This window comes from Acrocarpospora corrugata, assembly GCF_009687845.1.
GTDB lineage: Bacteria > Actinomycetota > Actinomycetes > Streptosporangiales > Streptosporangiaceae > Acrocarpospora > Acrocarpospora corrugata.
Genome location: NZ_BLAD01000068.1, coordinates 16,615 through 41,645, shown reverse-complemented (window position 1 = coordinate 41,645; position 25,031 = coordinate 16,615). Strand labels below are relative to the sequence as shown.

Here is a 25,031-nt window from a genome sequence, read left to right as displayed (position 1 = left end):
ATTCCTCGGCGCCCGCCGGGAACATCAAGGTCGTTGGCGCCGACAACCCCGACGCGACTGATGCTGAACTCACCGACCCCACTTCCAGGAGTGGCTCGGCACCCAACCCTGACACGGACGGATAAGTAGGAGTTCGTTTCCCTATCCACCAGGGCGGTGGATAGGGAAACGTGGACCTACCCGTCGCGGTTGTTCGCTGATCGCAGGCGAGAGCAGCACCCGCACATTGCGGCGATCAGGATGCCTTACGTCCCGTCCCCATACGTGCGGCTCGGCGGCACCGCGTCCTCCGTATCGGACGTCTGGCTCGCTTCCACATCGGTGGACTGTGCCCTTTCCTTGTCCACCTCAGCGATGATTTCCTCCGCTTCGCGCTGCTCCAATCCCCACCGGCGCATCAGTGGGCGCCGACCGATGCGCTGCTTACCCTCGCCAAGGCTGTCGATATAGCTGAGCCGTGCCGCTTCATGCCGGTCGAAAGGAAGCACCGGCACCACCCGTTCCACCTCGACCACGGTCTCCATGAGCTGGCACACGTGCTCTTGCGCCTCGACCGCCTCCAAGGGTCGCCGATTGTTGCGAACGATCCACATCAGTAGCTCGTACGCTCCCGCGAAAGCCAGCGGTGCCAGGGCACTGACCAGCCGCGATCCGAGTCCACCGGACCAGCCGTGCGCCACATTCGCCGCCAGCGTCACCGCGCCGCCCAGGGAGAGCGCCACCCACGCCAGCACTGGCACACGAAGCCGACGACGCGAGCAATAGACCATCACCAGCGAAGCCATGACGATCACGCCGTCAGACATCGCTGGATACAGGATGGCCATGTCGTGCCGCTCACCCAGGGCGATCGCAAGACCGTAGAAGTGGTGGTAGGAGACGTAGGCAGCCGCGCCGGCGACCGCCAAGAGGACAGCCACGGCAAAGCCCAGGATGATCCGGTCCCCGTACCGATCACCCCGGGTGCGCTCGACCCAAGCCCCTTCGATCGGCACCACATCCCCGGCAATTGCTCGTGTCGAGACGTGGCGCGCGGCCCGGCTTCCGGGTCGCTCAGGTTGCCGGGATGCGGGGAGGGGTTCGGTGTTGCAATCACCTAGGCCCTGCCCCCGTACCACCGTTGTCCTGGGCGCGGCTGAGGCTGTCTGCTGAAGATCCTTAACTGGCGGTTGATGGACTTCCCCGGCATGGGCGTGTGCCGCGAAGTAGGGCCCGATCTCGTTGAGGTGGGTGCGGGCACCGCCTCCCTGGGCGCCTATTCCGGACATGAGATGTCCAGCCATGGAGCGTCAGTGCTGCTCAGGAGATAGGCGAACGGTTCAAGTCCCCCCTCGGACACGTACCCGTACCCCATGGAGTCCTGGTTGCCATAAGCGGCGACCAGGACTTTGTGCTGTGCGGGGTGGTAGATCAGCTCCATGCCGAGTTCGGCGTAGATCTTGGCCTTGCGGGCTGGGTCGGCTTTCTCCAGAACATCCACGAGGCTCCTAAGGTCACGCAGGCACGCGGCCAGACCATCCCGACCCAAAGATCGTGGCCGCGTGATCGGAAGCCGTCTGAGCCGGTGTTCCAGCGTGGTCCTCCGCCCCTGTTCCTCGGTCATCCAACCGGCGATGAGCACAGGGTCTGCGCCAGCCTCTAGTGCAGCGCGGTGCCGGGCCAGCTTCCGGTCACACTCTGCCATCTGTCGTTTGATGGTCTCTGTCTCGCGCAGCTCGGGGACCGGGGCATCGTGGGACGCGACCAGGAGATCCATGGTCCGGTCGATGCTTGACGGAGTGAACAAGCGCGCCAGCCAGCGATCCAGCTTCCGCGTAATGTCGATCTCGCGCAGGTAGACGTTTCTGGGGTGGGTCACCCGGTTGGCAAGTGCGTATTCCTCGGGGAACCGGCACCGGTAGTAGGGCATCTCATTGGACCAGTGGCCTTGCATCCTTCGGTGGCAGAGTCCGCAGACCAGGCGTCCACGCAGCTGATACACATGCTGAGCTCTCCTGACGGTCTTATCAGTGGGGCGATCACCGCGACTGTGCAGCGTCTCCTGAACCGCCTCGAAATCGACACGGTTCACGATCGGTGGGTGAGCGGGAGCATCCGACCAGATCCATCTGTCCTTTGGGTTCCAGCGGAGTTTGGTGGTGTGGCCTAGGCCGACGTCGTCCACGTCGATGAGGACCTCGTCCATGAGGACCTCGTCCATGCGCTGTCGGTTCCATACCTGGTGGCCGGTGTAGCGGGGGTTGGTCAAGATGGCGCGCACCGCGCTCTTGGACCAGGCGATGCCGGAGCGGTGACGGTTCCGGTCCGGATCATGGGCTGAGGATCTCGTTGTAGGTCAGTCTCTCGGCGATGGCGAACAGGCCATAGCCGTTGAGGAATGCGGCGAAGATCTGTTCCACGACAGGCGCGGCAACGAGATCGAGTTCCAGCCGGTGGGCGCGCTTGCCGTCGGCCGCCTTGGCGGGGTTGGGGTGTGGGCCCGCGTCAGCCAATTGGTAGCCGTAAGGTGGCCGGCCTCCCAGGAAGCGGCCTTCCATCTGGGCTTGGGCGGACATGGCGCTTCGCACACGGACCTTGATCCGATTGCGCTCGCCCTTGCTCATACCGCCGAACACGCTCATGACCAGGTCATGGGCCTCGTTGTTCGGATCGATCGGACCGCCCACCTCGGGCACCCACAGTGGGATCCCGAAGTGCTCGTTACGGCGTGGCCATCGAGACGCTCCGTCGAGCCTTGGATGAACTCGCGCGCGAGGGCGTGATCGGCGCGCAATCGACGCGCGGTACATACGTGATCCAGGTTCCTGACCGCATCGAGCCGCCCGCCGAGTTGCAGCAAGTCATCAGCGAAGTCCAGCGGCTAGCCGAGCGCTTGAAAAGCCTGGAGGCACGGGTGCGGGACCTCGAAAGCCAATGAGCTACTCACGTCCATCCGTCACGAGCCCGGCTTTCGAGACGACGTAATTCGATGATCGAGTGATCCCCTGACCCATCGTGGTCCTCGCGTTCGGCTGATCACCTCTGGGACGCGAATGTAGTCGGCGATTCGTTCACGCGGTCGCCTCCTCACCCGCCCGCAGGGCGGTGGCGGGCGCGACGGCCCGCGGCGTTGAGGGCGTGGGGTATGACGGATGGCGTAGACGATCGCGGCGGCGGCGAGCAGGCCGGGAATGACCGACAGGCCGATCGCCCCTTGGACGCCGATGGTGGGCGACCAGGGCGATGGCCAGCAACGGCCCGAAGATGGCACCGAGGTTGTCCATCATCCGCTCGAACCCGTAGGCCCGGCCGTAGGCGGCGGCCGGGACGATGTCGGCCAGCAGCGCGTTGCGGGCCGGGACCCGAAGACCGCGGGTGGTCCAGGCAGCCGCGCGCAGCACGCCGACCTGCCAGACCGAGGTGGCGACCGCGGTCGCGGCGCCCAGGACGGCGGTGGTGGTGTAGCCGCCGACCGCGACGGTGCGCCGCCGGTGCGGGTCATCGGCCAGCGCGCCGCCGGCGAACCGGGCGGCCCCGGCCAGCGCGTCGGAGATGCCCTCGATAGCGCCGAGGGCTGCGGCGGGTGCGCCCAAGGTGGAGGTCAGCAAGGAGGGCAGCAGCGCGGTTGGGATCTCATGGCCGACATCGGCCAGGAAACTGGCCGAGCCGATCCCGGCGACGCCGCGGCTCATCCAAGCCCCGTTCTTGGCAGCGGCCGCAGGTGAAGCGGAGGGCTTGGTGGTCGACTCGGCGGGCCCGCTCGTCATGCAGGACAGTCTCGCCGAGCGCGGTCAGCCCTGGCATCAGCAGCGTGTCCGTCCTGGCCGCCCGGCACCGGGTGAGCCTGACCAGGGTCGCCCGGCCCCCTGCACATCACCACCGGGTGGTGGCTGGCCCAGCACGTCCGCACCGAATCTGACTACATCGTCATGCTCGACGCCTTCGCCAATACGCCCGGCGTGCCCCGAGCTCGATATTAATTGGGGCTCCTACTTCCGTCGTCCAGTTCGGACATGCCCCCCGGCTCTGGTCCCCGGTGCTCGGCTGCGCCATCATCCACGAGGTCATCCCCGACCTCGGCGGACTCCGGCAGCCGACGGACGGATCCGCCCTGCGGCTACCGGTCGCCCGCGGCTGGCGGGCCCCGTGGCGAGGCTCTGACGCGAGCCGTCTACGAATGCTCATTGCGCCGCCCGCCTGCCGACGGCCCTGCCGTCTGCCAAGACCCGCGAACCCGGTAGCGGCCCTCCGCCCGCCGGGGAGGACCGCGATCACCGGTGGTCAGGCGAGCAGGCGGTCTCCGATCCAGCCGGTTGGCGCGCAACCCGGCGGGATGGCGAAGACCGCCGACCCGATCGGGGTGACCCACTCGTTCAGCAGATCGCCGTCGGCCAGGCGGCGCTGGACGGGAACGAACTGCCGCTCGATGTCCGCCTGGTACGACGCGAACAGCAGCCCGGAATCGGAACGGCCTTCCCGGCTGAGCCCTTCGTCGTAGTTGTACGGCCGCCGCAGGATCCGCAGTGCCGGATCCTCCACGTGCGCCCGCCGGATGTGCGCGAACTCCGAGATCACCGGAAAGCCGATCCGGGTGACCTGGTCGAAGTCCGGTTCGTCGCGTTCGTTCCTGCCGGTGAGTGGAGCACCGCTGTCCAGGCGGCGGCCGATGGTGAACTCCCGGCCGACCCGGTCGGTGGCGTCCCACTCCTCCAGTTTCATCCGGATCCGGCGGAGCACCAGCGTGGTGCCACCGCGCAGCCAGTCCGGGCCGTCGGAGATCCACACAGCCCGGTCCAGGTCGGTGGGATTGACGGTTCCGTCGAGCTGGCCCATGAGGTTGCGCTGGGTCTCACCGGAGGCAGAGGTACGCCGGAACCCGCGCTGGGTCCAGCGGACCCGGGCGAACGCCCGCGCGTCCTTGACGATCATGCGCAGGGCGTGGGCCAGGGTGAGGGTGTCGTCGGAGCCGATCTGGACCAGGAGATTGCCTCCGCTCCACTTCTTCTGCAGGCGATCGGTCTTGAAGGACGGCAGGGCCGGTACCGGTGACTTCAGACCGGCCGCCGCGAACAGTCCGGGGCCGAAGCCGAAGGTGACCGTCAGTCGGGCCGGAACCGTGGCCAATTCTGGTTCGGTGTCGGCCAGTGCCGGTCGGCCGGCGGTCAGCCGGCGGGCGTCGTCGGTGAGCAGGCGCAGCAACCGGCCGATCGCCTCCCGGTCGATCCCGGCCCGCAGGTCGAACCCGGCGAAGACGGCATGCGCCTGCGGAGGTGTCGCGATTCCCGCCTGATGCGTTCCGTCGAACGGCTCGGCGACCGCTGGGGCAGGCGTGTGACCGACCCCCGGTCCCGCTTCCTGGGACTCTCCGCCCTGCGCGGAAGGGCGCGTCGCGAGGGCGCTGACCATGGTGGCGGCGCCTCCCGCGAACAGCCCGCGTCGAGTGAGATGCTGGGTCATCAGCTCTCGCCCATGTCCATGCCGGGCTGGTAGTCCTCCTTGCCTCCGGCGAAATCCTTGCCGACGGCGGTGAACTGGAGTGTCCCGCCGTCCTTGAGCGTGAGCGTGAACTCGATCTGGGCGCCCGGCTTCACTTCTTCGGTGACACCCATGAGCATGATGTGGTCGCCGCCGGGCTGGAGCTGGTGGCTGCTACGGGCGGGGATCGTGAACCCGCCCTCCTTCGGCCTCATGACCATCTTTCCGTCAGTGTCCACCACCTCATGCAGTTCGACCTTCGGAGACAGGGGTGAGGCGCCGGAGACGACGACCACGTCGGCGTCGGTGTTGTTGACGAGGGTGCCGAAGGCGGCGGTCATGCCTTCCTTGGTGGTCTTCACCCAGGGATCGGTGATCGACAGGGTCGGCGCGGGTGCCGGGGTGGCCACGACGGACGGGCTGGCGGGTGCTGGTGCGGCGGCAATCGGTTCGGAACCGCAGCCGGTGAGCGCGAGCGCGAGCAGGCAAAGGGATGCCGCACGGCGAACAGACATGGTCATGCCTTTCTCGCCCGGCACGGTGATCGTGACGGGCAGGGGGTTGTCACACAAGTACGGGAGACCGACCGGCGTCAGCGCGGGTCGATGAACGAGCGGTACCACCTGGACCATGAAGGTCAGGCGGCGATGACAACCCCGGGTGGCCCACGCCTGCTCAGCGCGTGACGGAGCACCGCGGACCGCATGATCGTTGGCTCAGCGCGCCAGGGCCTGACCCGGTACGTCCAGGCCGGGTCGGGATGGACGGCGAGTATCCGGCACAGCCGTACGACCAAGCGGCGAAGCAGTCCCCACAGGGCGGCTTCCCCGCGCGCCAGCCACATCGCGATCAGGCCGACCGCCCACCCGTGCAGCACGAGCATGCCCAGCCCCGGGACCAGCCCGGAGTGGACGTGCCCGAATGGTTCGGCAGCCGACATCGTGTGTGCCAGTGAGAACAGCAGATGCAGCCCGACCTGCACCCCCGCGAGCAGCCCCAGGATTACGCCGAACGTCCGTTCCCGCCCGGACAGCGGAAGCGCGGCGACGAACACGAGCCCAAGCCCGCCGATCAGGCCCGGCGCAGACACCGAACCTCCGCCGAAGACATGCGCCAGCGCACTCAGACCCACGCTGACGACGGCGAAGGCCGCAGCGCGAGCAAGGCGGAAGGGCATGGTCGCGGACATGATTCGGCAATCATTCCATGCGAACCCTGCGCTCTAGAACCCGCCGCAGGACACCAAAACTCGCGGGAACTATTGGCGTAGCGCATCCGACAGCTGCCATGGGTCAGGACTGAACCCGCTCAGGTCCCAGGCCGTAGCTGCTGATGACACCAGATCGAGGAGAGCCATGAACACCCACGAGTACGTGGTGCAGGGGATGCACTGCCAGAACTGTGTCGCCAAGCTGACCGGAAAGGTCAGCGACGTTGCCGGCGTGAGCGGGGTCGACATCGACCTGCCCACGGGCCGGATGGAGGTGACCGGAGTGGACCCCGTCGACGACGCGGCCATCCGGCAGATCATTGAGGAGTCCGGGTACACCCTCGCCTGATCGTGACCCTGATCGTGACAAGGACATTGACGGTGACGACCACCGAGCTCTCCATCGGCGGCATGACCTGCGCCGCCTGCGCGAACCGGATCGAGCGCAAGCTGCGAAAGCTCGAAGGTGTGAGCGCGGCGGTCAACTACGCGACCGAGAAGGCGAGCGTCACGCATCCGGCGGACCTTGACCCGGCGGTCCTGGTGGCGGAGGTCGAACGCGCCGGATACACCGCCGAGCTGCCGCAGACGATCCGCACCCGCGAGGAGCGTGACACGCTGGAGGATCGGCTGATCATCTCCGCGTCCTGCGCCGTCAGCGTGATCGTGCCCGCGATGGTTCCGGCGCTGTGGATCGCCGGGTGGGAGTGGGTTTCGCTGGCGCTCACCCTCCCGATCGTCCTGTACGGCGGATGGCCGTTCCACCGGGCCGCTTGGGCCAACCTGCGGCAGCGCTCGGCCACGATGGACACGCTGGTGTCGCTGGGCACTCTGGTGGCGTTCGGCTGGTCGCTCTGGGAACTTCTCGCGGCGCGGGCACAGCCGACCGGACATCACGCCACGCATGCCTCCGCGTCAGCCGCAACGCATCCGATGGTGTATTTCGAGGTCGCCGCCGGAATCACAGTGTTCATCCTGGTCGGCAGGTATCTGGAGGCCAGGGCCAAACGCCGTGCGGGTACGGCGTTGCGCGCGTTGCTGGATCTCGGCGCCAAGGAGGTCGCCCTGCTCCAGGACGGCCGCGAGATCCTCGTCCCCGCTGACCAGATCAGCGTGGGCGACGTCTTCGTGGTACGCCCCGGAGAGAAGATCGCCACCGACGGAACGGTGATCGAGGGCGTCTCCGCCGTGGACGCCAGCCTGCTCACCGGCGAGTCCGTGCCAGTGGAGGTCGGCGTCGGGGATCGGGTCGTCGGTGCCACCGTCAACGCGGGCGGACGGTTGGTGGTGCGGGCGACCCAAGTCGGCGGCGATACCCGGCTGGCCCAGATCGCCCGCCTGGTCGAGGCGGCACAGTCGGGCAAGGCCGACGTGCAGCGCCTCGCGGATCGGGTGTCGGCGGTCTTCGTCCCGGTGGTCATCGTGATCGCTCTGGCCACGCTGTCGGCATGGCTGCTGCTGGAATCGCCGCCGGCCGAGGCGATCCGCGCCGCCATCACCGTCTTGATCATCGCCTGTCCTTGCGCTCTCGGCTTGGCCACGCCCACGGCCTTGCTGGTGGGAACCGGTCGCGGAGCCCAGTTGGGGATCCTGATCAAAGGACCGGAGGCGTTGGAGCGCACCCGCCGGATCGACACCGTCGTCCTGGACAAGACGGGCACGGTGACCGAGGGACGGATGACGCTCACCGCCGTGGTTGCCGCCGATGGCGAGGATTCGGACGAGATCCTCCGATTGGTCGGCGCATTGGAGGGGGGATCGGAACATCCCATTGGGCGGGCGATCGCCGAGGCGGCGGAGTCCACCCTGCCCGTAGCGGAGTTCGCCGCTCTGCCGGGGCTCGGCGTTGAGGGCAGGGTGGCGGGGAAGTCGGTCCTGGCCGGTCGGCCGGATCTGGTCGCCGGACGGTGGGGCGATCTGCCTTCGACGGTGGAGAAGGCTCTGGCAGAAGCGGGATCGGTCGGTGCCACGGCGGTGGTCGCGGGCTGGGATGGTGCGGCCCGTGGAGTGCTGGTGGTCTCCGATGTGGTCCGATCGACTTCGGCACAGGCCGTACAGGACCTGAAGGACCTCGGGCTTTCGCCTGTGCTGTTGACCGGAGATCATCCAGCTGTGGCCGAGGCCGTCGCGGCCGAGGTCGGGATCGGCAAGGTGATCGCCGGAGTGCTGCCCGAGGGCAAGGTCGAGGCCATCCGTGACCTGCAGCGTCAAGGGCGTTCGGTCGCCATGGTCGGTGACGGCGTCAACGACGCGGCGGCGCTGGCCCAGGCTGATCTGGGCATCGCCATGGGCACGGGCACCGATGTCGCGATCGAGGCGTCCGATCTCACCCTGGTCAGCGGCGACCTGCGCGCGGCGGCGGATGCGATCCGCCTCGCCCGGCGGACGCTGGCGACCATCAAGGGCAACCTGTTCTGGGCTTTCGCCTACAACGTCGCGGCGCTTCCGCTGGCCGCGGCGGGACTCCTCCATCCGATGATCGCCGGAGCCGCGATGGCGCTGTCGAGCGTCTTCGTGGTCACCAACAGCCTGCGGTTGCGGCGCTTCCGCTAGCGGAGCACGCGCCGCGCCACGGCGCTGATGTGGAGTTCGTCCGGGCCGTCGAGCAGTCGGGCCATCCTGCCCGTACGGAACAGGGCGGGCAGTGCGGTGTCGGGGCCGAGCCCGGCCGCGCCGTGGACCTGGATGGCGGCGTCGGTGACCTGTTGAAGCATCCGGGCGGCGGCCACCTTGGCGAGGCCGGTTTCGATGCGCGCGTCCTGGTCCGCGTCCACCAGGGCGACTGCCTCGAAGATCAGGGCACGGGTGGTTCTGATGGCCAGTAACGCCTCGAAGACCAGGCTCTGCACGAGCTGCAGATCCGCGAGCCGTCCGGTGGAGATCGAGCGCGTGCGGGCCCGCTCACGCATCAGGATGAACGCCCGCTGAGCCTGGCCCAGCCAGCGCAGGCAGCGCAGGAGACGACCGAGCCGGACTCGTTCGCCCACCACGCGGAGGCCCTTTCCCTCCTCCCCCAATATGTGGTCGGCGGGCACGCGTACGCCGTCCAGGGCGATCTCCCATTGGCCTCCGGCCCCGAGGACCGGGAGTTCGCGTACCACCCGGAAGCCGGGGGCGGAGGTGGGAACCAGCAGGGTGGACAGGCCGTTCGTGCCCGGCGATCCACCTGACGTGCGCGCGAGCACCACGGCCAGGTCGGCGTGGGCGGCGCCGCTGACGAACCACTTGCGGCCGTGGACCGTCCACGAGCCGTCAGGCCCACGGGAAGCGCGCGTGCGGGTGAGCGCGGGGTCGGAGCCGGGGGAATCGGGCTCGGTCATGGCGTTGCACATGGTCAGTTCACCGCTGGCGAGCCGCGACTGGTATCGGTCATGACCGGCGAGGGTCCGGACGTCCAGCAGCAGAGCCGATCCCAGAATGGCGGGGCCGTGGTCGCTCGCACCCTCTGCCACCGCGATGTGGGCGTAGTCCCGCAGCGCCAGGCCGTTGCCGCCGAGTTCGGGCGGCAGCGACAGGCCCCACAGCCCTTTCGCGCGGGCCTCACTCCGGAGTTCTTGGACCAGCGCGTCCGTCGCGCCGGCGTCCAGGGCGGCTTCGTGAGGAATGACGCGTTCGGTAATGAATCCGGCTACCTCGTCCCTCAGGTCGCGGACATGCGGCGGGCAAGCGGGCGCGCCCCACTGCTCTCTCATCCCAACTCCAGACATGCCGGGAACTGACAGAAATTTCCATACGACTCCCTGCTTGGAACAGGTCGTAGGAACGCGCGTCCTGGTTCCCGCCCGCGTCAGGCACGACTCACGGCTACCGCCGTGGGAGAGGAGAGCCATGACAGGCCCACTTCGGGATATCGAGGTAACGGCGTCAGGACCGCCCGCACTCACCGCCATCGCCGTACGCCATCTCGCCCTTCTGGGAGCCGAAACCACCGAACGCCCGGCCACGGAAGGCCCCGGGATCGTGACGGTCACCGGGCAACTGACCGCGGAGATCGCCTGGGCGATGGCCGCCCCGGAAGAAGACGTGAGCGATGAGGCCACCGCCCAGGCAGCCACCGGCGTCACCCATGTGCACGGGCGCAGCGGCGGCGCGCCCCGGGGGCTGGCGGCCGACTATCTGACCACTACCTGCGGCGTGCTGGCCGTACAAGGCGTGCTCGCCGGATTGATCGGCCGTGCTCGCGGTGCGGCGGTGGAGAGCCTCAAGACCGGGGTCGACCTGGCCGGGTTGCTCAGCGTGAGCCAGTATCTGGCCGCCGCGACCGCGGACGAAGACGAGGCAGTGGCGTACGCGCCGGGCGGGCCTCCCTTCACCACGAGCGACGGCGTCCGCTTCGAGGTCGAAACCCTTGATGCGGAGGTATGGGTCGCGTTCTGGCGGGCGCTCGGCGCGCCGGAAAGGCTCGCCGCCTCCGCCTGGCGGTACTTCCAGTTCCGCTATGCCACCGCGAGTTCCCCGCTGCCCGATGAGCTGCACCTGCGCGCGCGATCCACCGACTGGTATGCCGTGGGGCAGGCCGCGAAGGAGTCCGGCGCATCCCTGTGCGCCCTGCGCTCCCTCGCGGATCGCCTGAACGAGCCACGACCTGACGCGCCCTGGGAGCTGTCGTCCACGCTTCCCGCAGGCGATCTGCCCCGATCCACGGCGGAGGTCAGCAGGCCGTTGGCGGGGTTCACGGTCCTGGAGGCCGGGCGAAGGATCCAGGCGCCGCTGACCGCCCACCTGCTGGGCCTGCTTGGCGCCGACGTCGTCAGGATCGAACCGCCGGGCGGAGACCCGCTCCGCGGCATGCCGCCCACCTGCGGAGATCTGTCGGCGCGCTGGCTGGCACTCAACCGGGGCAAGAGCGCGGTGGAGATCGACATCAAGTCGGCGGCGGGCCGGGCCGAGCTCCGTGACCTGGTCGCGGACGCGGATGTCTTCGTCCACAACTGGGCCCCGGGAACGGCGGAACGGCTCGGCCTGGACGACGGCGATCTGTCGGCGGTCAATCCCGGCCTGGTCTACGCCTACACCAGCGGCTGGGCCGGGCGGCTGCCCGGCGCTCCGCTGGGCACCGATTTCATGGTCCAGGCCAGAACCGCCGTGGGCGAGGCGGTACGACCTGCCGGAGAACCCTCCGCCCCCTCACTGATGACCTTGCTCGACGTCCTCGGCGGCCTGCTCGGCGCGGAGGCCGTGCTGGCCGGGCTGCTCCTGCGCGAGCGGGACGGGCGCGGGGTCCGGGTGGACTCCTCACTGCTCGGCGCGGCCGAGGTGCTCACCGAGTCGGCGTTACGCAAGCTCGCCCAGGGCCTCGATCCGCGCATGCCCGCGGGGTTCCGCCACCCGTACCCGACCGCCGACGGCTGGGTGGCCGTGGCCGACGGGTGCGAAGATCCTGGACCGCTCACCGGCATGACCACAGCCGAGGCAGTCCAGAGGCTGCGCACGCGCGGATCGCGGGCCACCGCGGTCACGACCGACCTCAACGCACTCCCGAGCGACGAACGCTTCGCCTCCGTTCTGACCCGTGACGAGCACGGCGCGATCGCCGTGCCCCCTCCTTGGAGATTCGCATGACCTTGCACCTGAATGATCTCGTCCCCGCGACGCTCCGCAGAGCGTGGGCGGCTGATGGCACCTGCCCCGACCTTGACTTGTACGCGCTGTTCCGGGCCCACCGCCTGGCGGACCCGAGTCGGGTGGCCGTCGTGGACGATGCGGGCGAGCTGGTCTACGCCAACCTCGACCTGCGGGTCCGCGCGGCCGCCGCAGGGCTCAGACAGCTCGGCGTATGTCCTGGCGATGTAGTCGGCATCCAGCTGCCGAACGGCAGGGACGCCGTGATCGCCGATCTGGCGGTGGCCGCGCTCGGCGCGGTCGCGCTGCCCTTCCCGGTCGGCAGAGGAGCCGCGGAGGCGGTCTCGCTGCTGGGCCGCTCCGGAGCGCGGGCAGCCATCGTGGCAACCGAGTATCGCGGCATGCCGCACGCTCAAGATCTGGTCGCGGTCGCGGCCCGCCTCCCCGGCCTGCGCACGGTGATCGCCGCAGGCACGGAGGAGCCTCCGGCGGGTGCCGTGGACTGGATCGACGTGCTCTCGACCAATGGCCGGACCTTCGTCCCCGCCCGCCCCGACCCCGACAGCGCCGCCCGCATCCTGGTCTCCTCAGGTTCGGAGGCCGAACCCAAGATGGTCGCCTACTCGCACAACGCGCTCGCCGGCGGCCGGGGCAACTTCATGGCCACGCTGATCGCCGACGAGAACCCGCCGCGCTGCCTGTTCCTGGTCCCGCTGGCCTCCGCGTTCGGCAGCAACGGCACCGCCGTCACGCTGGCCCGGCACGGGGGCACGCTGGTGTTACTCGACCATTTCACGCCAGCGGGAGCGCTCGCCGCTATCCGCGACCATCAGCCGAGCCATGTGCTGGCCGTACCAACCATGATCAGAAGAATGCTCGACCAGCCGCGCTCCGGCGACCTGCCCGCGATGACCGCCCTGGTCCTCGGCGGCGCGGAGCTGGACGCCGCCACGGCCGCCGAGGCGAGCGCGGCTTTCCGCTGCCCTGTCGTCAACCTGTACGGTTCGGCGGACGGCGTGAACTGCCACAGCGGCCTGCGGCGGACCCCGGACGACGATCCCGGGCCGGGTGTCGTGGTCGGCCTGCCGGATCCCCGGGTCACCGAGATCCGCATCGATTCGGACACCGAGGAGTTCGGGGAGATCATCGCCCGTGGCCCGATGACCCCCATGTGCTACGTCGGAGCCCCGGAACTGAACCAGCGCTACCGCACCGCCGAGGGCTGGGTCCGCACCGGCGACCTCGGCATGATCGACGAGGCCGGGCGGCTTCGCCTGGTCGGCCGCCTCAAGCAGGTCGTCATCAGAGGCGGGGCCAACGTCAGCCTCGCCGAAGTCGAGAACGCCGTGTCAACCCACCCGGGGGTGCGTGAGGTGGTCTGTGTGGGGGTGCCCGACCAGGTGATGGGCGAGCGGCTGGCCGCCTGCGTGGTCCCGCGTCCCGGTTTCGGCCTCGACCTGACCGACCTGTGCGCGCACCTGACCGCCGCGGGCTTGGACAAGGTCAAGCATCCGGAACACCTGCTGGTCGTCGCCGAGTTCCCGCTGACACCCGCGGGCAAGCCGGACCGCGCCGCGCTGCGCGCCATGCTGCCGCAACCCCAGTCGGCGTGATCAGGGCAAGGGCCGGGGGATCTCCGGCCCCACCCTGCTCACGCCGCCCGGTCCGCCTCCAGCAGTGACGCGATGAGCTGGCCACGCGCCCGCGCGACGCGGGACCGGATCGTGCCCACCGGGCAGCCGAGAAGGGCGGCGGCGTCGGCGTAGGGCAGGCCGACGAGCTGGGTGAGCACGAAGGCCTCCCGCCGCTCACTCGGCACGGCCGCCAAGAGATCCGCCACGGCCACTCCGTCCCCGGCGTCGGGCAGATCGCGAAGCTGGCACCGCTCGGCGGCGGACTGCCAGTCGGCGAGGTCGGCGACCACCGGCCGCGCGGAAGCCGACCGGAAACGATCGACCACGACCCGGCGGGCGATCGACAACAACCAGGTCCGGGCCGATGACCGGCCGGCGAACCCCGGCAGACTGCGCAGCACGCGAACAAAGGTCTCCTGGGTGAGATCCTCGGCCGACTGGTTGTCGGTGAGATAGGCGAGGAATCGCCGCACATCGCCGTACACGGCGCGAGTGAACGCTTCGACCTCGGCCGGTGTTCCCTCGCGTGCGGCCAAGGCGAGCATGGTCAACCGCTGGTCGTCCTCAACCGTTCGGTGGTGGGTCGCGACAGAACTCATGTTGATCGTTCCTTAAGAGCGGGACACGGTTCGGGGAACTGGGCCGGGTTCGCCGACGACTGTCTGGTTCGCCGGGATCTCACGGACGGAAGGGGAGCGCGATGGCGCGACCACAAGCGATAACGGCGCTGCTCACCGCGGTGATGGGCGTCTCGATGCTGCAGCTGTTCCTGGTCGGCGCGCTCGGGCCTCGGCTGGTCGAAGAGGCGGGCATCTCCCGCTCGGCGCTCGGCCTGACCACCACCGCCGGATTCGGCGTCGCGGCACTTCTGTCGCTCAGCGCGGGGCAGTGGGTCGATCGATTGGGTCCTCGTCGTTGCCTGGTCGTGCTGCTGGTCGTGGCCGCCGCGGCACTCGCCTTGATCGGATCCGCGTCCGGCACGCCGATGCTCCTGGCGGCGGTGGCGCTGGGCGGTCTCCCGCAGGCACTGGCCAATCCCGCCACCAACAAGGTCATCCTCGCCGTGGTCGAGCCCGTGCGGCGTGGCGCGATCACCGGCTGGAAGCAGTCGGGAGTGCAGCTGGGCGCCTTCGCCGCCGGACTGCCGCTCGCGAGTCTCGCCATCTGGACGGGCTGGCGTGGCGCGGTGTGGACGGCGGCGGCCATCGCCCTGGTCATCGCGGCCTGGGCGATCCGCGCCCTGCCGCCTGACCGCCCAGCGACGCCGGGCACCGCCCGGAACGCGGACCTGCCTCGCACCGCCGTAGGCCGACTGGCGCTCTTCTCCTTCCTGCTGGGCAGCGGGATCGCCTCGATCAACACCTATCTCGCCCTTTACGGCACGCAGCGGCTGAGCCTGAGCCCGGTCGTGGCGGCCTGGCTGGTCGCGATCCTGGGCATCACCGGAGTGGCCGGGCGAGTCGGCTGGTCCCGGAAGGCAGGCCGGCTCGGACAGCCCGACGCACTCCTCGGACTCCTGGCAGCCGGAGCCTGCGGTGCGGCGCTGCTCATCGCCGCCGCCGCTTGGTGGCCCGCCCTGGTCTGGGCCGGTACGGCGGCCGTCGGCGCCTTCGCCGTCGCGGGCAACGCCGTCACCATGGTCGCGGTGATCAAACGCGCCGACCCGCGAACGGCCGGCCGCGACTCCGCGCTCGTCTCGGCCGGTTTCTTCGCCGGCTTCGCCGTCGGCCCACCTTTGGTCGCACTGCTGATCGAGGTCGCCGACTATGGGTGGGGCTGGGCGCTGGTGGCCACGGAATTCGCCGCCGCGGCACTGCTGGCCGCCGCCCGCAACCGTGCCGGAACACGGGCATGAGCTGGGCGGAACGGGCGCTCGCCGAGATCCTGGAACGAGCGGGCGAGACCGAGGAGGAAGTAGGGGACCGCTGGCCGCTGTACGCCGACCCGGCCACCGGACGATGGACGACCACCGGGCGCGGTTCATGGACGGCCGGTTTCTGGGCGGGCCTGCTCTGGCTGCGGGCGACCGTCACCGGCGGGGACTCCTCTTCCGCGGCGTCCCGCACCGCGTCGCTGGCTCCCTGGGCTGACGTCGACACCGCGACCCGCGGCCTGATCTTCTGGTACGGCACCGCGCTCTCCGGCGACACCGCGTTGCGCGACAGCGCGGCCCGCGAATGTATGGACGCCTACGATCCGGTGCTCGGGCTGGTCCCCTGGGGCGGCGCGTTCGGTGGACCTCGGGAGCTGGCCAGGGTCGACGCGCTGCCAGGCTTGATACCCCTGCTGAGCCGGAGCGGCCCCGAGGGAGAGCACGCCGCGCGTCGCCAACTCGACCTGCAGATCGAACTGACGCTCGGCGGCCAGGAGGCACATCCCGCCTGGGCGGCCCGGCCGGATGGCACATGGGCGCCACATCCTGACCCTCCGCTGGGCTGGAGCCGCACGGTGGGATGGCTGGCGCTGGCGGTCGCCGACGCGGGCGCACCGCACCGAATCCTCGAATATCCGGCCGTCGCGGCCAGATTCGCTCCTGGCTCGGAACGGATACCCGCCGCTTCGGCACAGCGGTCCAGCCCGCCGGATACCTCCGCCGCCGCGATCGAAGCCGCCGCGGCGCTGAAACTGGCCGACAGCGATCCATCCGGCCCACTTCGGGACCGGGCCGCTCAGCTTCTCGGCACATTGGTCTCCGAGCACGTGCGGGCAGGTCGGCTGCTCGACGGCTGCTACGACTTCGACCGCGGTGTCGCCACCCGCCACGAGTTGGTGTGGGGGGACTTCTTCCTGGCGCTCGGCCTGGCGATCCTCACGGGAGCGATCGATCCCTTCGCCTGCTGAGCACCTGGCGCGCGGAGCGGCCGTCTCGCCGTTCTCCATGAGAATGGGGATGTCCACGTTTGATCTCCCAAGGGGAGGGGCGGTCCGAAGACCGCCCCGGGGACGGTCAGCCGAGTGCGGTGACGATGGCGTCGGCGTTGGCCCGGTACATGGTGATCAGGTCGAAGCTCGGGTCGGGGAAGTTGTTGATCACCACGCGCTCGGCGTCCACGTTGGTCAGGGCGTCCCCGCCGGGCATGGCGGAGTTGTCCAGAATGAGGTGGGGTTTCTTGGCGGCCAGGGTGGAGATCTCCCCGGCGGTGGGCGGCTGCGGGCCGTACACGCCCGCGGGTTGAGCGCCGGTCAGGTCGGCGGCCCAGGCGACGAACGCCTGGGAGACGATCACCGGCGCGGTGCCCTTGGTGGCTTCGGTGACCTTCTGCTTGAGCGCGGCATATTCGGTGTCGAAGGTCGCCGTCCACGCTTTGGCGGCATCCGCGGTGCCGAACTCGGCGGCCAGGCGCTCCACCTCGGCCTTCACCTTGTCCGGGGCGTTGTCCAGCGCCACCTCGATGAGCTTGGCGTCCGAACCCGCGGCCTCCTTGAGCTTGCCCGCGAACCCTTCGAAGGCGGCGTAGAGCAGGACGTCGGCCTCGGCGACCTTGGCCAGGTCGGACGGTTTGGGGTCGTAGTCGGGCGCGTGCTGCACACCGGGCGGCACGATCACCGTGATGTCGGTGGCGCCCGCGGCTTTGGCGAATCCGGCCTCCCAGCTGGAGGCGGCCACGACCTTCAGGGCCCCGGATTCCGGCGTCGCCGCTTCGTCGGTCCCCCCGCAGGAGGTGAGTGTGAGGACGGCGGCGAGGGCCGTGAGGCCGATTCGGCTCAGGGTGCGCATCAGTGGAGAACCCTTCCTGGGTGGAATGCGGTGGATGGGATGGCATGGAGGAGAAGCGTGCAGACGCCGCCGACCAGGACGAGCGTCGGGCCGGGCGGGAAGTCGAAGGCGAGGGCGAGGAAGAATCCGCCCACGTTGAAGGCAAGGCCGAAGATCACCGACCAGCGGATCATCGCGGCGAGCGAACGGCCGACCCGGCGGGCGGCCAGTGCGGGCAGCAGGGTGAGCGCGTCAACGAGCAGCGCCCCCGTGAGCCTGATCGCCGAGGCGATCGCCACGGCGATCACCACGAGCAGGATCAGCGTGAGCCGCTCCACGGCCACTCCGGAGCACAGGGCCAGCTCCCGATCGTGCAGCAGGAGAGCCAAGTCGCGGCGGCGCGACCAGAAGAGCAGGGGGACGATCACGGCGAGCGCCGCCAGCGCGATCACTTCTTCCGGCCGGGTGGCCAGAATCGATCCCCACAGCAGCTCGAAGGCGCCGTTGGCGTTAACCCCGGAAATCGACAGCAGCAGCAGCGCGGCGGCGATGGCCAGCGTCATCAGCAGACCCATCGCACCCGACAGGCCGGTCGTGCTCCGAGCCATCGGGGTCAGCGCGCCGCCGGTCAGCGCGCACAACACCAGCGCGCACAGCAGCGGATCCAGACCGATCAGCAAGCCGATCGCGATGCCGAGCAGGGCGACATGCATCATCGCGAAGCGGACCGGCATGATGTCGAGCCCCACGATGAACACCCCGACGATCGGCAAGCCCACCGACCCGAGCAGCAGGGCCAGCACCGCCAGCCGTACCGAGGGAAGCTCCATGAGCACGGCGATGTCGTTCACCCGGCCTCCCGCAACCGGCCGGCGGCCATCTCGGCCACCCGGTCACAGGCCCCGGCCACGACCCGGTCGTGCGTGACCACGACGACGCCCACGGGCAGGCCCGCCAGCACCGCCGCGACCTGTTCCTGCCCGTCGAAGTCGAGCGCCGCCGTCGGCTCGTCGGCCAATAGCAGCCCGGCTCCGGCCGCCACCTGGCCGAGCGCCCTGGCCAGATAGGCCCGCTGGAGCTGACCGCCGGACAACTCCGACAACGGGCGCTCAAGCAGTTCGCCGACGCCCAGCTCCTGGGCGGCCCTGGTGGCCTCCCCGGTGTGGCGACTGCTGGCCAGCAGTTCGCGGACCAGCAGCGGGAAGCGCCCCGCCGCCTGCCGCTGCGGCACCCAGGCCACCTCGGAGCGGCGCCGCGCCCACTCGGCGGAACTGCGCGCGCGCCGACCGGCGACCTCGATCACTCCACCCGCCGCACGGTGAAGCCCCAGGACGGCGCGCAGCAGCGTGCTCTTACCCGAGCCGTTGGTGCCGGTGATGGCCAGGTGCTCGCCGGGGGCGAGATCGAGGGCGACGTGGTCCACCACGAGCTGCTTTCCGTACCTGCAGATCACCTCGGACAGGCGCAACGCGCTGGGGAGGGGAGGGGGCATGGGCGTACTCCGGGTCGAGGAAGGCGTACGACGAGAGCCGGACGGAGGTATCCGCCCGGTGAAGAACCGGTTCTGCCTGAAGGTCAGCCGGTGGGAAGGGGGATCGCCGGAGGGGCCCGGCCGCTGGTCACGTGCCGCAACAGGGCGGAGCGGAGCACTTCCGGCCCAGGGGAGTCGCCGCGGAGCGTCGCAGGCGGGGTCGCCACCGGTGTGCGGCAGATCATCAGCCGGAGCACCCTGACGATGAGGCGGCGCAGCACGGCCCACAGGGCGGCTTCACCGCGCGCGAGCCACAGCGCCGTCAGCACGACGGCCCAGACGTGCGTCACCAGCATCCCGAGACCGGGGACCAGGCCGGAATGCACGTGCTCGCCCGTCACCGCCAGGGGCGCGAGCGTCGACGCGAACCAGAAAAGCAGATGGAGGACTACCTGGACTCCCGCGAGCAGAAGCGTGATCGCGCCCGTTCCGCGCTCACGGGCCGTGGCCGGTAACGCGGCGAGGAACGCGACCGCCAGTCCGCAGGCCGCCGCCCGTTCGGAAACGACGCCGCCGCCGAGCCGGTGGGCGAGGATGCCCAGCCCGGCGCACACCACGGCGAAGGCCGCGGCGCGGGCAAGACGGAGCGTCACTCCAGCGGTCATAAGTCAGCGGCTCGTTCCGTGCGGTCAGGCACGAATGCTGGCGGGATAAAGCGCGATATGGGTGCCATTACCAACTCCATGGCAGATTCCCGGGCGTACCGGGCACAACGGGAACAGCGCCACCGCAGCGGGAGCGCCTGGTCACCGGAGGGCCGACCGGGAAGATACCTCTCAGCCGGCGAGAACCGCCAGGGGAGGGCCGCGCCGACTGACCACCGTCGCGATCTCACGGCCGGCGAAAGTCTCGGGCTCGGCTGTCTGCACAGGTCGTCGCACGGGCGGGGGTGGCTGGCAGAACACGAGGAAAACCCAGCGCAGCGCCGAAAGGGATGCCCGCGCCCACAGGCGCAACATCAGCCAAACCGCGCGCTCACCCCGATACAGCCACCATCCGGTCAGCGCCGCCACCGCGAGATGAACCAGCAGCATGCCAAACGGGTGATCGTGCTCCGCGTACGTGATCATTTTGGGCGCGGACCAGCTGAACAGCTGGTGGAGAACGATCTGCGCCCCGATCGTGGCCGTCAGAACGACCTCGGCTCCGCGCTCGCGACCGTTGAGCGCATACGCCATCACCAGAGCGCCTATTGCGCCCAGGCCGATTACCGCCAGTGGAACCGATCCGCCACCTGCGAACGTGTGACCGCCGACCGAGACGCTGACGCACGCCGTGGCGAAGACGGCGGCTCGCACCAAGCGAAAGCTCGGCTCCCGGGGGGTCACGACCGACATCCTTTCAGCGAAACGCCCGGCTGAGAAGACCGGTCAGTCAACGCGCGCGAACGGGAAGTCAGTGATCCGCGTTGTCGCCAGTGTCGGGGATCATACGCGCGCGAGAAGCGCGGGACAGGCGTCGCTGCTTGTGGGAGCATGTGGGCGTCATGCGGGCCTATATCCCCTTACGCGTCGTGCGGTCGGCGGCCTTCACCGCCGTCTGCGTTGCGCTGGCGGCTCTGGGGCACTGGTTCGCGGGCGGGCTCTCCCCAGGTGCGGGTACGGCTCTGCTGGGCGCCGGTGGCGTTCTGGGCGTGACGATTCTCGCGGCGGGCAGGGAACGATCTCCTGCGGTGATCACGGGCTTGCTGGGAGCCGGGCAACTCTTCCTCCACGAACTGTTCACGTTGACCTCCCAACCCGCCCACCCCCTCCACGGCCACGACCTGAGCGTCGATGTCGGGATGCTCCTCTGCCACCTGGTGGCGGCGTTGATCGCCGGGTGGTGGGTCGCGCGAGGAGAAGCCGCCTTGTGGTCGGTGTTGTGTCGCCTCGTTGGCGATATCTCCCGCCTTCTCCCTGTGCTGCTGTCAGGCCCCGCACAGATCGACGTGGTGGCGCGTTTCAAGGTCGCGGATGTGTCCGGCTTCGCCTTGCTCGAACGCGTACTCAGATACGCCGTGCTTCGGCGTGGTCCTCCGCTTCCTGCCGGTTGCTGAGTTCTTCGCGTGAGCCTTTGCTCGCGTCCTTCCGGCATTCCCGTACATAGTGGAGATTCCATGTCCGTTTCAACCGTCGGCCGTCGAACAGGTACGATCGCCGCCGCCGCCCTCGCACTAGTCGTGGCCTTGGCCGTACCGGCTCTGGCTCACGTCACGATCCAGCCGGGCACCGCCGAGCAGGGCGGATTCACGAAGATCGCTTTCCGGGTCCCGAACGAGCGGGACGACGCTTCGACCACCAAGCTCGAAGTCACTTTCCCCACCGACCATCCGCTGCCCTTCGTCTCGGTCAAGCCGATCCCAGGCTGGGACGCCAAGCTGACCGAAGGCAAGCTCCCCAAGCCCGTCGTGTCCGACGACGGCGACGAGGTCACCGAAGCAGTCCTGAAGATCACCTGGACGGGGGGCAAGATCGAGCCCGGCCAGTTCCAGGAGTTCGAAGTCTCGGTCGGTCCGCTGCCGACCGATGTCGACGAACTCGCCTTCCCCACCGAGCAGACCTACTCCGGCGGCGAGGTCGTCAAGTGGGCGGACCCGCCCAAGGCGGACGGCTCCGAAGGCGAGCACCCGGCCCCCACCCTGAAGCTCGTCGCCCCCACGGGCGAGGGCCACGGGCACGGCACAGAAACGATGTCACCGTCAGCGTCGGCTCAGCCTTCCGCCACAGTCACGGTGACACCTGTCCCGGTGGCGGCGGCCTCCTCCGCTGACGGCACCGCGCGGACTCTCGGCTGGGTGGGCATCGTCATCGGTCTCGTCGGCGCCGGTGTCGGCATCGCCGGATTCCGCCGCTCTCGCAGCCAGTAGCCGCTCGTCCGTGGCCCTCCTCCGCACGGAGGAGGGCCACGACATGGGTCGGGGCTATTCCGTGCTGTGGGGTCGGGTCTTCTGGAAGGTGCGCATCCAGACCGCGATGCCGATCACCACCAGGACCGCCAACGACACCCACAGCCAGCCCGAAATTCGCGACTCGGGTTCATCCGTCGCGACCGTAGTGGCGGACGGAGTCCGCGCCGCCGCCGCGGGACTACTTGTGGATGCCCCCGATCCGGTGACGGTGAAAGGGATCTCGCCCTCAATGGGATGACCGTCGGAGGAGACCACTCGCCACGCGATCGTGTACCCACCGGGAGCCAGTGGGGCGGCGACGTCGGTGAAGACGGTGGAGTCGACAGACCGGGGCTTGCCCAGAGCGACGTTCTTGCCCGCCGGGTCGAGCAGGACAACGGCGGGAAAGCGCACATGCGCGCTGTATTCCAGTTCGATCGTTTCGACGCCGGGGACTTTCGCGTTCTTGTTCGGCGAGCTTCGCTTCAGGCTGTCGTGCGCGAACGCGGCAGGCGCGGCGAACACCAGCAGGAAGCCGCAGGCGACCGCCGCGGATACTGTCGTACGGATAAATCGCGATATGGGTGCCATACCAACTCCATGGCATATCCCGGGCGTGCCGGGCGTAACGGGAACAGCGTCACCGCAATCGCGGGCGCCTGGTCACCGGAGGCCGACTGTGCGAATTCCTCAGCCGGCGCGCACGGTCAGCGGAGGCCCATGCCGCCAGACCGCGGTCGCGATCTCCCAGCCGAGGTGGGGCTCGGGCTCGTCCGCCGGGGCTGCTTGCCGTACGGGTGGAAACTGCTGACGGAACATGCCGAAAAGCCAGCTCAGCGCGAATAGGGTGCCAGTCGCCCACAGGCGCAACATCAGCCACACCGCCCGCTCACCCCGCTGCAGCCACCATCCGGTCAGCACCGCCAGCGCGAGATGGACCAGCAGCATGCCGAACGGATGCTCGTGCTCGGTGTGCGGCAGCATGCCGGGAGCGGCCCACGCGAACAGCTGGTGCAGGATGACCTGCGCTGTGATCGTCACCGCCGGCACGACTTCAGCGCCGCGCTCGCGACCGTTGAGGGCGTAAGCCATGCCTAGCACGCCGAAGGCCCCCAGGGCCATCACGGTGACCGGGACCGATCCGCCACCCGCGAATGCGTGTCCAGCCGCGGAGGCGATGACACACACCGTGGCGAACACAGCGGCTCGCGTCAGGCGCAGGCTCGGTTCCCGGGGGGACACGGTCAACATCCTTTCAGCGGAAGGGCCGGCGGAGAAGACCGCTCCGGCAAAGCGTGCCGATCGTCTCAATACGCCCGCAGGTACGTGCCGCCAGGCAGGTCAGTTCACCGCAAGCATGACCTTCCAGCTTGGGCGGCCTGAGTCCTGGCACGTTGCTTCCGGCACTAGACGCTGCCGGATCCGTCACAGCCTGTTCCTGGATCGCGGTTAAACGATCAAGTTTCGGCCGGTCTCAGGTCATTTCACCGCTTACGCGCTGGGCGGTGGCGACCAGGTTGCGCTGGTTGGGCCATCGTCCCGCCGCGCCCGGTCACGTGCGCGGACACCGGCGTCCTCCCGGGAACCAGACAGTAATGCCGAACGACTACTGAACCGAACAACGATGTGAGGACAACGCATGTGGTACCGATACCGGGCGGCTTCGGCTGGAGCTCAGCCGCGGGGCGGGCGGGCAGCGGTTCCGGCCAGCCGGTTTCCATTGCGCCGATCCGGCGCCGCACGCACGTGTCCTGCGTCGATGAACAACCCGCAGGCGGCGACCCTCCGCCTCCCGCAACCGATCCCGCGCAGGTCTCGGCGGCCCGCGCGGCGCATCCCGCCGGAGACGTCACCTCGGTGATGCCCGCCATCGACGAGACCAGCACCACGCGCGTGGTGTTCAGCGACAGCACCGTGCCCGCCGACTACGCCATGGCGGTCTTCGCCGATCCCTATACCGCTGAGATCCGCGGCCAGGTCCAGACGTTCGGGCAGTGGCTCGGGGTGCGCGCCTGGATCGATGATCTGCACCGTAACCTGCACCTGGGCGCGTTCGATCGCAACTACAGCGAACTGGCCGCGAGCTGGATGTGGATCGTCGTCCTCGGTGGGATCTCCCTGTGGCTCGGGCGGCGCCGGGCCGATCGCCGGCTCCGTCGCGTGTTCTTGCCGGACACCTCGAAGCGGGGCGCACCCGTAACCTGTCGTGGCACGCCTCGACCGGTATCTGGATCGCGCTCGGCCTGCTCCTGCTGTCCGCCACGGGTCTGACCTGGTCCAACCACGCGGGGGCCAAGATCGCCGACATCCGTTCGGTCCTGGAGTGGACCAGCAGGCCGCTGGAGACCAACCTGACCGCGACGACCGCGGCCGGAGGCTCCGGGCACCAGCACGGTTCGCCGGACTCGACTACCTCGGCCGACGTGATGAGCACCGGGGTGGGGATCGACGGCGTGATGGACGCCGCCCGCGCCCAAGGGTTGCAGGTCCCCCTCTTCATCACCCCGCCGGATGAGGCCGGCAAGGCGTGGACCGTGGCGGAGAGCAAGCGGGACTGGCCGACACGGTCCGACGCGATCACCGGCGACGGAGCCACGGGCTCGGTCGTCGACCGGCTCGACTTCGCTGACTGGCCGTTCATGGCGAAGATGGCGAACTGGACGATCGACGCGCACATGGGGATCCTGTTCGGGCTGGTCAACCAGCTCGTCCTGGTGGCGCTGGCCGTCTGGATCAGCTACGTCATCTTCCGCGGCTACCTCATGTGGTGGCAGCGCAGGCCGACCAGGCGCACCGGCGCGGGCGCGCGTTTCGGCCGCCCCGCTCCGCGCGGCGGTCTTCGCGCCCTATCTCCCTGGGTGCTGGTGCTCGTCATCGTGTCGGCTCTCGCCGTCGGCTACTTCGTGCCGTTGTTCGGCGTCAGCCTGGCGGTCTTCCTGGTCGTCGACACCCTGCTCGGGCTCAGGCGGGCCGGAGGGCGGACGGCCAGACTCTCGGCGTCCCTCCCGGAGACCCCGGCGAACGACAAAGAGTCGGAAACCCCGGCGGACCACAAGGAGAACATCGGGGCGTGA

General features: G+C 69.4%; 27 protein-coding genes. 11 read left to right on the top strand and 16 right to left on the bottom strand.

The genetic code is table 11. The annotated features are described in order from the left end of the window. Nucleotides 1-245: 245 nt before the first annotated feature. From Acor_RS26980 to Acor_RS43440, 3 genes are all read right to left on the bottom strand, one after another. Complete coding sequence (locus Acor_RS26980) at nt 246-995, bottom strand: DUF2637 domain-containing protein (protein ID WP_170317097.1); 750 nt, start codon at nt 993-995, stop codon at nt 246-248. Nucleotides 996-1,255: 260 nt separating this feature from the next. Next, entirely contained in the window at nt 1,256-2,281 is a 1,026-nt protein-coding gene (locus Acor_RS26975) for a recombinase family protein (protein WP_281353268.1), read from the bottom strand. A gap of 28 nt (nt 2,282-2,309) precedes the next feature. Further along, entirely contained in the window at nt 2,310-2,675 is a 366-nt protein-coding gene (locus tag Acor_RS43440; RefSeq protein WP_218034503.1) for a serine integrase family protein, read from the bottom strand. Between the two features lie 5 nt (nt 2,676-2,680). Between Acor_RS43440 and Acor_RS42365 the strand changes: the two genes are divergently transcribed. Further along, nucleotides 2,681-2,917 (top strand): GntR family transcriptional regulator, encoded by a 237-nt coding sequence (locus Acor_RS42365; RefSeq protein WP_281353266.1) that lies wholly within the window; start codon nt 2,681-2,683, stop codon nt 2,915-2,917. 133 nt (nt 2,918-3,050) lie between these two features. Here the strand turns inward: Acor_RS42365 and Acor_RS26970 are convergent, their stop codons facing one another. The 4 genes from Acor_RS26970 to Acor_RS26955 form a co-directional block, all read right to left on the bottom strand. Further along, nucleotides 3,051-3,746 (bottom strand): MFS transporter, encoded by a 696-nt coding sequence (locus tag Acor_RS26970; protein WP_218034502.1) that lies wholly within the window; start codon nt 3,744-3,746, stop codon nt 3,051-3,053. A gap of 514 nt (nt 3,747-4,260) precedes the next feature. Continuing rightward, nucleotides 4,261-5,436, bottom strand: a complete 1,176-nt coding sequence (locus tag Acor_RS26965) for a Dyp-type peroxidase (protein ID WP_155339557.1) — start codon at nt 5,434-5,436, stop codon at nt 4,261-4,263. Then, nucleotides 5,436-5,969 (bottom strand): copper chaperone PCu(A)C, encoded by a 534-nt coding sequence (locus Acor_RS26960; protein WP_155339556.1) that lies wholly within the window; start codon nt 5,967-5,969, stop codon nt 5,436-5,438. Before Acor_RS26960 ends, Acor_RS26965 begins: the two co-directional genes overlap by 1 nt. Before the next feature lie 122 nt (nt 5,970-6,091). Then, entirely contained in the window at nt 6,092-6,544 is a 453-nt protein-coding gene (locus Acor_RS26955; protein ID WP_155339555.1) for an MFS transporter, read from the bottom strand. A 265-nt stretch (nt 6,545-6,809) separates the two neighbouring features. Here Acor_RS26955 and Acor_RS26950 point away from each other — a divergent pair, with 265 nt between their 5' ends. Both Acor_RS26950 and Acor_RS26945 read left to right on the top strand, forming a co-directional pair. After that, entirely contained in the window at nt 6,810-7,013 is a 204-nt protein-coding gene (locus Acor_RS26950) for a heavy-metal-associated domain-containing protein (protein ID WP_155339554.1), read from the top strand. 32 nt (nt 7,014-7,045) lie between these two features. Continuing rightward, the gene (locus Acor_RS26945; protein ID WP_281353265.1) at nt 7,046-9,217 is read left to right on the top strand and encodes a heavy metal translocating P-type ATPase; all 2,172 of its coding nucleotides are present in this window, start codon (nt 7,046-7,048) and stop codon (nt 9,215-9,217) included. Here Acor_RS26945 and Acor_RS26940 read toward each other — a convergent pair. Further along, on the bottom strand, nt 9,214-10,356 hold the full coding sequence (locus Acor_RS26940) for an acyl-CoA dehydrogenase family protein (RefSeq protein ID WP_246239162.1): 1,143 nt from the start codon (nt 10,354-10,356) through the stop codon (nt 9,214-9,216). The genes Acor_RS26945 and Acor_RS26940 overlap by 4 nt on opposite strands. A 136-nt stretch (nt 10,357-10,492) precedes the next feature. Between Acor_RS26940 and Acor_RS26935 the strand changes: the two genes are divergently transcribed. Then, complete coding sequence (locus tag Acor_RS26935) at nt 10,493-12,226, top strand: CoA transferase (protein ID WP_155339552.1); 1,734 nt, start codon at nt 10,493-10,495, stop codon at nt 12,224-12,226. Continuing rightward, nucleotides 12,223-13,839, top strand: a complete 1,617-nt coding sequence (locus Acor_RS26930; protein ID WP_155339551.1) for a class I adenylate-forming enzyme family protein — start codon at nt 12,223-12,225, stop codon at nt 13,837-13,839. Before Acor_RS26935 ends, Acor_RS26930 begins: the two co-directional genes overlap by 4 nt. Before the next feature lie 38 nt (nt 13,840-13,877). Here Acor_RS26930 and Acor_RS26925 read toward each other — a convergent pair whose 3' ends face one another. Then, on the bottom strand, nt 13,878-14,459 hold the full coding sequence (locus Acor_RS26925; protein ID WP_155339550.1) for a sigma-70 family RNA polymerase sigma factor: 582 nt from the start codon (nt 14,457-14,459) through the stop codon (nt 13,878-13,880). 101 nt (nt 14,460-14,560) lie between these two features. Between Acor_RS26925 and Acor_RS26920 the strand changes: the two genes are divergently transcribed. Beyond that, entirely contained in the window at nt 14,561-15,715 is a 1,155-nt protein-coding gene (locus Acor_RS26920) for an MFS transporter (protein WP_218034501.1), read from the top strand. Next, nucleotides 15,712-16,701 (top strand): sugar ABC transporter permease, encoded by a 990-nt coding sequence (locus tag Acor_RS26915; RefSeq protein ID WP_155339549.1) that lies wholly within the window; start codon nt 15,712-15,714, stop codon nt 16,699-16,701. The genes Acor_RS26920 and Acor_RS26915 overlap by 4 nt, the downstream gene beginning before the upstream one ends. A gap of 106 nt (nt 16,702-16,807) precedes the next feature. On the opposite strand, the gene Acor_RS26910 is transcribed toward Acor_RS26915, so the two are convergent. From Acor_RS26910 to Acor_RS26890, 5 genes are all read right to left on the bottom strand, one after another. Next, a complete protein-coding gene (locus Acor_RS26910; RefSeq protein ID WP_155339548.1) occupies nt 16,808-17,578 on the bottom strand; it encodes a metal ABC transporter solute-binding protein, Zn/Mn family in 771 nt (256 codons plus the stop codon). Further along, the gene (locus Acor_RS26905; protein ID WP_218034500.1) at nt 17,578-18,408 is read right to left on the bottom strand and encodes a metal ABC transporter permease; all 831 of its coding nucleotides are present in this window, start codon (nt 18,406-18,408) and stop codon (nt 17,578-17,580) included. Before Acor_RS26905 ends, Acor_RS26910 begins: the two co-directional genes overlap by 1 nt. Beyond that, entirely contained in the window at nt 18,405-19,049 is a 645-nt protein-coding gene (locus tag Acor_RS26900) for a metal ABC transporter ATP-binding protein (protein ID WP_155339547.1), read from the bottom strand. The genes Acor_RS26905 and Acor_RS26900 overlap by 4 nt, the downstream gene beginning before the upstream one ends. An 83-nt stretch (nt 19,050-19,132) precedes the next feature. Further along, the gene (locus tag Acor_RS26895) at nt 19,133-19,681 is read right to left on the bottom strand and encodes an MFS transporter (protein ID WP_155339546.1); all 549 of its coding nucleotides are present in this window, start codon (nt 19,679-19,681) and stop codon (nt 19,133-19,135) included. Between the two features lie 183 nt (nt 19,682-19,864). Continuing rightward, nucleotides 19,865-20,416, bottom strand: a complete 552-nt coding sequence (locus tag Acor_RS26890; protein ID WP_155339545.1) for a hypothetical protein — start codon at nt 20,414-20,416, stop codon at nt 19,865-19,867. Nucleotides 20,417-20,574: 158 nt separating this feature from the next. On the opposite strand from Acor_RS26890, the gene Acor_RS26885 reads away from it, so the two are divergent. Continuing rightward, complete coding sequence (locus tag Acor_RS26885; RefSeq protein WP_155339602.1) at nt 20,575-21,126, top strand: MFS transporter; 552 nt, start codon at nt 20,575-20,577, stop codon at nt 21,124-21,126. Between the two features lie 60 nt (nt 21,127-21,186). Further along, entirely contained in the window at nt 21,187-21,936 is a 750-nt protein-coding gene (locus tag Acor_RS26880) for a YcnI family protein (protein WP_155339544.1), read from the top strand. Nucleotides 21,937-21,990: 54 nt separating this feature from the next. Here the strand turns inward: Acor_RS26880 and Acor_RS26875 are convergent, their stop codons facing one another. Together Acor_RS26875 and Acor_RS26870 are read right to left on the bottom strand one after the other, a co-directional pair. Then, nucleotides 21,991-22,548 (bottom strand): copper resistance CopC family protein, encoded by a 558-nt coding sequence (locus tag Acor_RS26875; protein ID WP_155339543.1) that lies wholly within the window; start codon nt 22,546-22,548, stop codon nt 21,991-21,993. Nucleotides 22,549-22,647: 99 nt separating this feature from the next. After that, complete coding sequence (locus Acor_RS26870) at nt 22,648-23,199, bottom strand: MFS transporter (RefSeq protein ID WP_155339542.1); 552 nt, start codon at nt 23,197-23,199, stop codon at nt 22,648-22,650. Nucleotides 23,200-23,598: 399 nt separating this feature from the next. Between Acor_RS26870 and Acor_RS45600 the strand changes: the two genes are divergently transcribed. Then, a complete protein-coding gene (locus Acor_RS45600; RefSeq protein WP_155339541.1) occupies nt 23,599-24,228 on the top strand; it encodes a PepSY domain-containing protein in 630 nt (209 codons plus the stop codon). Then, nucleotides 24,159-25,031 carry a PepSY-associated TM helix domain-containing protein gene (locus Acor_RS26860; RefSeq protein WP_281353267.1) on the top strand — a complete coding sequence of 291 codons (873 nt, stop codon included), beginning with the start codon at nt 24,159-24,161 and terminating at the stop codon, nt 25,029-25,031. Before Acor_RS45600 ends, Acor_RS26860 begins: the two co-directional genes overlap by 70 nt.

Excerpts from the sequence above, each read along its gene's own strand:
- Acor_RS26970 (WP_218034502.1), bottom strand. The coding sequence starts at position 3,746 with ATGACGAGCGGGCCCGCCGAGTCGACCACCAAGCCCTCCGCTTCACCT.
- Acor_RS26965 (WP_155339557.1), bottom strand. The coding sequence starts at position 5,436 with ATGACCCAGCATCTCACTCGACGCGGGCTGTTCGCGGGAGGCGCCGCC.
- Acor_RS26960 (WP_155339556.1), bottom strand. The coding sequence starts at position 5,969 with ATGTCTGTTCGCCGTGCGGCATCCCTTTGCCTGCTCGCGCTCGCGCTC.
- Acor_RS26950 (WP_155339554.1), top strand. The coding sequence starts at position 6,810 with ATGAACACCCACGAGTACGTGGTGCAGGGGATGCACTGCCAGAACTGT.
- Acor_RS26940 (WP_246239162.1), bottom strand. The coding sequence starts at position 10,356 with ATGAGAGAGCAGTGGGGCGCGCCCGCTTGCCCGCCGCATGTCCGCGAC.
- Acor_RS26935 (WP_155339552.1), top strand. The coding sequence starts at position 10,493 with ATGACAGGCCCACTTCGGGATATCGAGGTAACGGCGTCAGGACCGCCC.
- Acor_RS26930 (WP_155339551.1), top strand. The coding sequence starts at position 12,223 with ATGACCTTGCACCTGAATGATCTCGTCCCCGCGACGCTCCGCAGAGCG.
- Acor_RS26925 (WP_155339550.1), bottom strand. The coding sequence starts at position 14,459 with ATGAGTTCTGTCGCGACCCACCACCGAACGGTTGAGGACGACCAGCGG.
- Acor_RS26920 (WP_218034501.1), top strand. The coding sequence starts at position 14,561 with ATGGCGCGACCACAAGCGATAACGGCGCTGCTCACCGCGGTGATGGGC.
- Acor_RS26915 (WP_155339549.1), top strand. The coding sequence starts at position 15,712 with ATGAGCTGGGCGGAACGGGCGCTCGCCGAGATCCTGGAACGAGCGGGC.
- Acor_RS26910 (WP_155339548.1), bottom strand. The coding sequence starts at position 17,578 with ATGCGCACCCTGAGCCGAATCGGCCTCACGGCCCTCGCCGCCGTCCTC.
- Acor_RS26900 (WP_155339547.1), bottom strand. The coding sequence starts at position 19,049 with ATGCCCCCTCCCCTCCCCAGCGCGTTGCGCCTGTCCGAGGTGATCTGC.
- Acor_RS26885 (WP_155339602.1), top strand. The coding sequence starts at position 20,575 with ATGCGGGCCTATATCCCCTTACGCGTCGTGCGGTCGGCGGCCTTCACC.
- Acor_RS26880 (WP_155339544.1), top strand. The coding sequence starts at position 21,187 with ATGTCCGTTTCAACCGTCGGCCGTCGAACAGGTACGATCGCCGCCGCC.
- Acor_RS26875 (WP_155339543.1), bottom strand. The coding sequence starts at position 22,548 with ATGGCACCCATATCGCGATTTATCCGTACGACAGTATCCGCGGCGGTC.